8 protein-coding genes are annotated in these 8,990 nt (G+C 65.1%); 6 read left to right on the top strand and 2 right to left on the bottom strand.

Annotated elements, in window-relative coordinates; translation table 11 throughout:
• Positions 1–887: Tn3 family transposase (locus tag LH475_RS05415; RefSeq protein ID WP_297413062.1), on the top strand; the 887-nt coding region annotated here is incomplete at its 5' end.
• A gap of 134 nt (positions 888–1,021) precedes the next feature.
• The gene (locus tag LH475_RS05410; RefSeq protein ID WP_196844437.1) at positions 1,022–1,594 is read left to right on the top strand and encodes a recombinase family protein; all 573 of its coding nucleotides are present in this window, start codon (positions 1,022–1,024) and stop codon (positions 1,592–1,594) included.
• A 612-nt stretch (positions 1,595–2,206) separates the two neighbouring features.
• Here the strand turns inward: LH475_RS05410 and LH475_RS05405 are convergent.
• Positions 2,207–5,272 (bottom strand): RHS repeat-associated core domain-containing protein, encoded by a 3,066-nt coding sequence (locus LH475_RS05405; protein WP_297413061.1) that lies wholly within the window; start codon positions 5,270–5,272, stop codon positions 2,207–2,209.
• A gap of 1,048 nt (positions 5,273–6,320) precedes the next feature.
• Between LH475_RS05405 and LH475_RS14520 the strand changes: the two genes are divergently transcribed.
• Entirely contained in the window at positions 6,321–6,377 is a 57-nt protein-coding gene (locus LH475_RS14520) for a hypothetical protein (protein ID WP_366145588.1), read from the top strand.
• A gap of 32 nt (positions 6,378–6,409) precedes the next feature.
• Here LH475_RS14520 and LH475_RS05400 read toward each other — a convergent pair whose 3' ends face one another.
• On the bottom strand, positions 6,410–6,805 hold the full coding sequence (locus tag LH475_RS05400) for a hypothetical protein (RefSeq protein WP_196844435.1): 396 nt from the start codon (positions 6,803–6,805) through the stop codon (positions 6,410–6,412).
• Positions 6,806–7,159: 354 nt separating this feature from the next.
• On the opposite strand from LH475_RS05400, the gene LH475_RS05395 reads away from it, so the two are divergent.
• The 3 genes from LH475_RS05395 to LH475_RS05385 all read left to right on the top strand — a co-directional run.
• Positions 7,160–7,306: a hypothetical protein gene (locus LH475_RS05395; protein ID WP_196844434.1), complete on the top strand. Its 147-nt coding sequence runs from the start codon at positions 7,160–7,162 to the stop codon at positions 7,304–7,306.
• Positions 7,307–7,372: 66 nt separating this feature from the next.
• Entirely contained in the window at positions 7,373–8,131 is a 759-nt protein-coding gene (locus LH475_RS05390) for a 5-oxoprolinase subunit PxpA (RefSeq protein WP_297413060.1), read from the top strand.
• Between the two features lie 3 nt (positions 8,132–8,134).
• On the top strand, positions 8,135–8,990 hold an 856-nt coding region (locus LH475_RS05385; RefSeq protein WP_297413059.1), incomplete at its 3' end, for an allophanate hydrolase subunit 1.

Genomic DNA, 8,990 nt, shown 5'->3' with positions numbered 1-8,990 from the left:
TCGGCCAGGGTCAAGGAGTGACCTGGCTGAACGCGATCAACGACCAGGTCGCGGGAATCGGCGCCGTCGTCGTCACCGGAACCATGCGGGACTCCCTCCACGTCCTCGACGTCATCCTGAACCGTGACGGCGACCCTGCCCCAGAGATGATCGCGACCGACACGGCGTCGTACTCCGACATCGTGTTCGGCCTCTTCCGCCTCCTGGGCTACCAGTTCAGCCCACGAGTGGCAGATATGCCCGACCAGCGGCTCTGGCGGCTCACCCCGCCCGGCGCCCCGGTGGCCGACTACGGGATCTTGGGCCCGGTCGCCAGAAATAAGTTGTCCTTCAAGCGGATGGAACCGTACTGGGAGGACATGCTTCGCGTGGTCGGTTCCCTCCATAACGGTACTGTCGCCGGTTACGACCTCCTGCGGATGCTTGGCCGTGACGGCGATCCGACACCGCTGGGCGCCGCGTTCGCCGAATACGGACGCATCGCTAAGACCCTGCACCTCCTGGCAATGTACGACCCGGAAGACGAGACCTACCGCCGATCAATCCACGTCCAGCTCACCACCCAGGAATCCCGTCACCGCCTCGCCCGGAAGATCTTCTACGGGCAGCGTGGGGAGCTCCGGCAGCGCTACCGGGACGGCCAGGAGGACCAGCTCGGCGTCCTCGGCCTCGTCCTGAACACCGTCATCCTGTGGAACACCCGCTACATCGACGCCGCCCTGAACTCGCTCCGAGATCAGGGCTACCCCGTCGACGACGCCGACATCGCCCGGCTGTCACCCCTGGGCGATACCCACATCAACATTCACGGCCGATACGCCTTCACTAGCGTGCAAGACGACGGGCTTCGCCCCCTCCGCGATCCGAACTCCGCGAGCGACGAATGACCCGTGTCCACAAACGGTACATTTCGAGACCAACGGCACCATTAACGACACGCGGGTGCACGAACGTCCACAACCCGTCTCAAAACATAGCTGGAACCGACGATGTTCTGAGACTATTCTGAGACGATAGATGGATGGCCACCACACACGTCACCCTCGTCGGCTACGCCCGCGTCTCCACCCACAGCCAAGACACCACCATGCAACACGACGCACTCACATCCATCGGCTGCGGACGGATCTTCACCGACACCATCTCCAGCCGCGCACCCAGCCGGCCCGGACTGATCGCCGCGCTCGACTACCTCCGACCAGGCGACACCCTCTGCGTCTGGAAACTGGACCGCCTCGGCCGATCCGTCAAAGAAGTCCTCACCATCGCCGACGACCTCCACGACAAACACATCGCCCTCCAGATCCTCACCGGCACACTCGCCGGAACCTACCGGCCCACCGGAGAAGGCAAATTCTTCTTCACCATGATGGCCGCGTTCGCCGAACTCGAACGGGACATGATTCGCGAACGCACCCTCGCCGGCCTCACCACCGCCCGAGCCCAGGGCCGGATCGGTGGGCGCCCGACCGTCGTCACACCCGACACGCTCGCAGCGGCCCAAGCCCGACAGCAACGCGGCGAAACGCCCACCCAAATCGCCAAAGCCCTCGGCGTCTCACGAGCAACGATCTACCGCCACCTCAACCCTTAGCGCCAACCACCGTGCCATTGCTGGCCAGAGGTTGGTGGCGTCGTCGTAGTAGGGGCCAGCTCACGAAGCGGAATGAATAGCACGTTTAGAGATCGGAGGTAACAGAGTTGGGCTACAAAACCCAACCGGTTGCCCTCACCTCTGCGCTGGCGGCTTCGCCGGGAACACAACGAACTACCCCGAAACGACGCCGTAACTTCAAACTACATGGCGTCAGTGTCTTCATCGGTGAAATTCCATGCCCCTCGCTAAGAAGTAGTAGCCCGGCCACGAGGTCGTGGAGTTCCTTAACAATGGAGCCACCAACCTCGAAATTCAGTCGAGGACCGAGGTCTCTCCTCGCGTATTCATGTGGCAGCTATTCATTGTGCAGTCTGTTGAATACCTACCCTGTGTTTTGGGAAACGATGAGGGCAATGCCAGTGACGCCCGTGATGAGAGCAACTCCATACAGCGACATTGTGACGATAGTTAAGGCACGCCACTTCGCACGTGACTTCGCACGTAAGCGTTCTCCGGAGAACACCAGAGCGAGCAGCGGAACAGTATTGAGAAGACAAAGGACCACTGTAATGCCAATGAGAATCGAGGAAATCGGCATCATGTGGCCCCTTACAGATCCGGGCGAAGTGTGCAGACTGAAAGGATGATTAGCCCAATACCCGCGGTTTCCACTCCGAGTGCAGCCGCAACTATTCCGACCACTGCAGCAGCTGGTGCGCCGACGCCGATAATCGCTAGAACCGCAGCGGTCAACCCGACTTGCGCCGTTAGAAAACCTAGGGCGGCGACAGCCAGGGGAGCAAATGTGCAAAAGGCTCCCAGGCCGGACGGGTCTTTCGCGTTGATGGGGTTGCAGCTTGCGTAGGCGTAGGGGTGTGCTTCTTGCCCGGACGGGTCGTATTGGGTGAAGCGTCCGATGGTGGGGTCGTAGTTGCGGGCGCCGAGTTTGTAGAGGTTGGTGGCGTCGTCGTAGTAGCCGCTGATGTAGCGGAGGTGGTTGTAGGCGGTGGCCGTGTTGGTGCCGGTAGCGCGTGCTTCGCCGTAGGGGCTGTAGGAGTACCCGCCCATGTAGGCGCCGGTTTTGTCGAACAGTCCGATCACGGATCCGAGGGAGTCTTGTGCGTAGTAGTACTTGGTGCTGGTGCCGTGCACGCCCAAGGCCTGGCCGGTGGGGGTGCGGGTGAATCCTCGGTTGGCGGTGCCGAGTTTCTCGCTGGCGAGGCCGAGCGGCCCGTTCAGGTAGGTGGTGGTGGAGGCGCTTCGGGAGAGCTGGTTGGTGTTGCCCTGGCCGAGGGCGGTGTAGGTGGTCGCGCCGATCGCGGTGACGGCGCCGCGGGCGTTGTAGGTGGCGGTTTGCCCGGTAAGGCCGTTTTTGGTCTGGTTCCCGGCCGCGTCGTAGGTCCAGGTGGTGGTGTCTCCGGTGGCAGCGGTGATCCGGTTCGCGGCGTTGTAGCTGTATGCAATGGTCCCCGCCGTCGCACCGGTCGCGCCGGCCCTCACCTGCTGGGTGCGGTTCCCGGCCGGATCGTAGGTATACGCCCAGGAGGCGGTCGTGGCTGCACCGAGTCTCTCGGTGGCTGTGGTCAGGCGGCTGAGGGAGTCGTAACCGTAGGTACTGATCGCACCGGCGCTGATGCCCTGTTCGAGATAGCTGGTGCGGGTCTGGATGTTGGTCCGGTCCGCGGTTCCACCGGGGACGATGTAGGAGTAGCCGATGTCGGCTTTGACGACGCCGGAACCATCCTTCGCGGTGATCCTGGTCGCCCGGCTGGCCGCGTCGTTCACCGTGGCGACGGTCGCGTTCCCGGGCAGGGTGCGCAGCGTCTCGGCACCGTTCGCGTCGTAGGCGAACTTGATACAGCCGGAGTCGGTCGGAGAGCCGGCCGCGACCGGGCAGGTGCCGAGGCTTTCGGTGAGTTGGGTAAGTTGGTTGGCGTCGTCGTAGATGTAGTTCACCTCGCCTGTCATGGCGTCCCGGAACCTTGTGATGTTCCCCGCGGCGTCGTAGTCGAATTCCTGGTTCACGGTGCTGGTGACGATGGTCTGGTAGTTGATGATCCGGCCGAGGGCGTCGTAGGTGTACTGGGTGAACGGGCCGGTGCTGTCGGTGTCGCGGTTCTTGATGCCGTTGCTGTAGAACGTCGTGGTGAGGGTCTGCCCGCCCTGGAAGGTGGACAGCGCAATGTCGTCCCGGAGGTTGTACGCGTAGGTCGTGGTGTCGCTATTGCCGTCGGTGACGGTCAGCACCCGTCCGAGGGAGTCGTAGGTGTAGCTGGTCGCACCTTGCGGTGCGGGCGGGGTCACCGAGCTGAGGTTCCCGTTCCCGTCATACGTGTAAGCGGTGGTGTTCCCTTTACCGTCCTTGGAGGTGCAGACCTGCCCGTCGAAACCGCCGCAGACCGCGCCACCATTCTCGTAAGTAAACCGCTGCGGGACCGCCCCGGTGCCACCGGCTGTGCTGTCGGTGACTTTCGTCGGGTTGCCCTTCGCGTCGTACTCGAACGATTTCCCGTTCCCGGCCGCGTCGGTGGAGCACTTAGCCTGGAACACGGTTCCACCGGTGCCGGCGCAGCCAACTCCGGTCGCATACGCGGCCGAGGCCGCCGCCCCGGTCGGCAGGGTCGCGCTGACCGCGTTGTTCAACGCGTCATATGAGTACGTGGTGCTGTTCCCACCGACGCCGCCGGTGGCGAACGCGTCCGTGACGGTCGCCACCTCACTGTTCGCGGCGTAGGACTGCGACCGGGTACGGTTCAACGGGTCCGTGACAGAGGTCATCCGCCCGGAGGCGTCGATCGCGTAGGTGAACAATTTCCCACGCCCATTGGTGAGGACCGTCTGCCCGGCCGTGTAGACGTAGGAGGCGGTCGTAAGGAACGTTGAGGAGGACGCCAGCCCGCGTTTGATCGACGTCAGCCGGTGTTGGGTGTCGTAGCCGAACAGGGTGCGGGACGTCGACGCCGCGTTGGTGCCGCGGGCCCGGAGCTCGGAGATTCTCCCGGTCGCGTCGTAGTCATATTCTTCCCAAAGCCCACCCGGGGAATCCACCCGGCTCAGCTGCCCGGCCCCGTTCGCGGTGTAGGTCGTCGTCCGGCCGGCAGAGTCCACGATCTGGCTGATCCGCGACCCACCCGCCCACGTCACCGAGTACGAGCGGCCGGCCGCTTCCGTCACCGTGGACACGGTCCCCGTCGACGGGTCGTAGCTGTACGTCGTGCCCTCGCCGTTCCGGTTCAGGTTCTTCGTGATCCAGCCTGAGCTGTTGAAAACGAACTGCTCACCGGTCCGATTGAACGTCACCGTTTTCGTGTAGGGCTGATCGGTCAGCGTGGCGTTGAAACCGGACGGAGTTACCCAGGCCTCACCGGACTTCGTGAACACCGCCTTGAACCCGTTCGCCCCGGTGTAGGTGGCGGTGCTCGAGGTCACCGCGAGACCCACATCGAACGCCGACAGGGGCGACGACCAGCCGCCACCGAGTGAGCCCTCCGACGATGACAGGCCGTTGTAGAACCGGTCGTTGCGCACCGCGAGGGCCGGACCGTTCAAGACGCCGTCGTTCGAGGTGAGCAACAGGTTCCCGTTCGCGAGATTCACCCGCGCCACAGTCGCGTTCGAGACGTTCGCTTCATCGAAAGCAAAGTAGGGCAGAGCGCCCAGGCCTGGTGCGCCCACAACAGTTCCCGCCGGTGCCCGGTTCGCGGTCCCACCCGAACCGTTCGACAGCGATCTCGTTGCCAGTGGCGTGGCCCATGTGCTCGCGGGGGCATTCGACTCGCCGGCTGCACCCTTCGCAGCGTCCTTCGACGGTGACCACACCTCGTCAAACTCTGTCGGCGGCAGGTACTCAACCCCGGTGGGAGTGACCGACTCGCCAATGGTGAGACCGGGGCGGCGACAGCCGGAAGCGAGGTAAACGACATCGCGACGACCGAAACGGCAGCGATAGGAACAAAGACCCGACCACGCGACATGTGCGTACCGTTCCCATACGATCCGGGGCAAATATCGCCGCCATGGCGTTCCACAAATATACGATGTATGTCGGGAATGTCCATGCCCCCTTTCGGGCACAACATGCGTCGCCGGGGGCGCCCCGGCGGCAAGTGCGTGAGTTGTCGCTTTTCGAGGTCGTCTGCGAGGTTGACCGTGGATCCTGACGCTTGGGCGGGCGGGCGGGCGGGCGGGCGCGAGACGCGGTGACGAGCAGCCTCCCTGCGAGCCAGGGTAACCTCCTCGACACATGGAATTGAATATCGATGGCGCACCAGTACGGTGCGCTCCGGCTACCGTGTGAGCACGTGGATCTCCGCCGAGACAGCGTTTCTTACGATCTTGTGCCGACCTGGATAACGGCCATTGCGACCGCAATTGCTGTCGTCGTGGCCATCTTGTGTACCTATCAGTAGATTCGGTTTACATCTCGTCAAATGCGTGGAGCTGCGCTCCGCGAGGCGCAAGACAGCGAGGACCGGACCCGACCGTACGTCGGCATGGATATTGTTCCCGGGTTGGCTGGGTCGCCGACATTCGACATTGTGATCGAAAATTTGGTGACACCACAGCTCGAGACGTGCGTCTTAACCTGGTCGGCGATTCCCTCGGCGCACAATCCGAGGGAGATGAGAGGCGACGCCGCCACATAGCGCGCACAGAATGCCGCCATGGAGCGCCAAAACTCACAGCCAAAGCCCGACAGCAACGCGGCGAAACCCCCACCTAAATCGCCAAAGCCCTCAGCGTCTCACGAGCGACGATCTACCGCCACCTCAACCCTTAGCGCCAACCACCGTTCCATTACTGGCCAGACCCCTAATCGGTGCCGCCGAGGGTGAAGAAGATCTTGCCGATGTGAGAAATGGGGGAGACCTGGCTGGCCGCGGGTGACGGGCCTGGCTTGGCTGCCTGCGGGGACACCCGCGAGGCGGCTCCGGATGCGACCGTACCGCTCACGCCGGCTGCCACGTTGTCCTGCACCAGGACTTCGCCGGGGACGGCGGAGCGCATGCGCTCGGGAGTCCAGTAGTTGCCGCCCTGTTGGGTCTCTGGAACGACCCAGCGGTCGACATCCGCTGACGCGGAAGTGATTGCTGACTCGGGCGCGATGGCGGCGGAGGCTGCGCCGGCCGACAAGAAACCGCCGGCACCGACCAACGTGCCGATCAGAAGCGCCGAGAGGGCGCCGGTCTTCACTCTGCTTCGCATCATGTGCTCCACTCCAGTTATCGATCGCATTCAGCAGACTGTCTTGTCGCTGTGTTAATACAGTATTTGGCAGTTCACGCGCTGTCTACCCTTTTTGGGTGCCACCCAAAAGGGGAGTGTGGGTGGGGAACGGTATCCGCTCGCGTGCTCATCTGTCGGTGGCACCCGTCATACTGGGCACCCGTCATATTGGGCGCACGGCGGACCCGATCGGTGTGCGCGCTGGGCGGCGACGCCCCGCGTTGTCGTTGCGCGCGCGTTCTTTCCGCGATGGTGCTCGTGACGGTGGCCGGACTTTCGATCGCGGGAACGACCGTCTACGTGGCGCAGTCCGCTGCTGGAGCTTGACTCGTCATCGTGACCAGGATTGTTGCCGTGATGATCGACGACGACGACGACGGGGTCCTGAGCTGGAACGACGTTCGGAATGGTGCTGGGGTGGCCGGTTCCGCGCCGGGCGTGGGTGCCGGCATCCGTTCTCGGTACAGTGAAATCACGGCATAATTTCGTTCAGATTGTTGAACAACTCAGAGAAATACGGCAGTCTAGGGGGAACGAAAGACGGGGCCCATGCCAACCATCGATCTGAACAGCGACGTCGGAGAGTCTTTCGGCAACTGGACCTTCGGCGACGACGCCGCCATCATCGCCTCGGTCACGAGCGTCAACGTCGCCGGTGGATTCCACGCCGGCGATCCCACGACCATTCGTGCGACCTGCGCCGCCGCAGCAGCCGCGGGAGTCACGGTGGGCGCGCACCCCGGCTACCGTGACCTGGCCGGGTTCGGCCGTCGTTTCATCGAGATGGATGCGGCCGAACTCACTAACGACGTGATTTATCAGGTCGGCGCCGTGCAGGCTCTCGCCCGCGCCGCCGGAACCGCCGTACGCTACGTGAAACCGCACGGCGCGCTCTACAACACGATCGCCCACCACCCGGTGCAGGCGCAGGCCGTGGTCGACGCGGTGCTCGCCGTCGACCCGACGCTGCCGCTGATGGTGCTACCGAACAGCGACATCGAAGGCCTGGCCCAGGCCGCGGGGCTGCGCACCGTGGCCGAAGCCTTTGCCGACCGCGCCTACAACCCCGACGGCAGCCTCGTGTCGCGGGCGATTGCGGGCGCCGTGCTGCACTCGGTCGAGGCCGTGACGGCCCAGGTCGTGCGGCTGGCCGTCGAGGGCACCGTGGTCGCCGTCGACGGCTCGATCATCACGGTGCCGGTGCAGAGCATCTGCCTGCACGGCGACACCCGCGACGCCGTGCGGCTCGCCGCAGCGGTGCGCGAGGCTCTGCTGGGCGCCGGCGTCTCCATTGCCAGTTTCGCCTAGCGGATGCCCACCCCCATTCGATCCATCCGGCCCGTCGGGGACCGGGCCGTCCTCGTGCAGCTCGGCAGCCTCGGCGAGGTGCTCGGCCTGTATGAGGCGCTCCGTGAGTATCCGCTCCCCGGCCAGGTCGACGTTGTCGCCGCCGCCGAAACCGTGCTCGTGACGGCCGACTCGGCTCTAGCAGCCCGTGGCTTCGCTGCCCGGCTGCGCGCGATCGACGCGCGCACCGCCGCAACCGGGCACGACGGGCTCGTGACCATCGACGTGATCTACGACGGGGCCGACCGGGATGAGGTCGGCGAACTCACCGGACTCGGCCCAGACGGCGTGATCGCGGCGCACACCGGGCAGCTGTGGACCGCCGCGTTCGGCGGCTTCGCCCCCGGTTTCGCGTATCTCGTCGGCGACGACAGCCTGCGGGTTTGCCGGCGCAGTAGCCCGCGCAAGGCTGTTCCGGCCGGTTCGGTGGCGCTCGCCGATAGCTATTCGGCCGTGTACCCGCGGGTCACCCCCGGTGGCTGGCAGCTGATCGGCCGCACCGACGCGGCCCTGTGGAGCCTCGACCGCGACCAACCCGCACTCGTGCAGCCCGGTGATCGGGTGCAGTTTCGAGCCGTGCGGGAGTTCGTGCGCACCGCACCGACGGCCCGGGCAGCGGAGGCCGACAGCGTCGGGACCGCTGCTGACGGCACCGGCATCGACCCCGCTGCGGGCCTCGTCGTCGTGCAGCCCGGACTGCAGACCACCGTGCAGGACCTCGGCCGCCCCCGCCCCCCCCCCCCCCGGGGGGGCGGGGCCCGCCCCCGGCGGAGCCGGGGGCGGCGGCCCCCCCCCCCCCCGGGGGGGGACCCCCCCACCC

Source organism: Cryobacterium sp., from assembly GCF_026786305.1.
GTDB lineage: Bacteria > Actinomycetota > Actinomycetes > Actinomycetales > Microbacteriaceae > Cryobacterium.
Note: the sequence above shows the minus strand (reverse complement) of the source record. Positions and strands in the feature narration are given on the sequence as shown.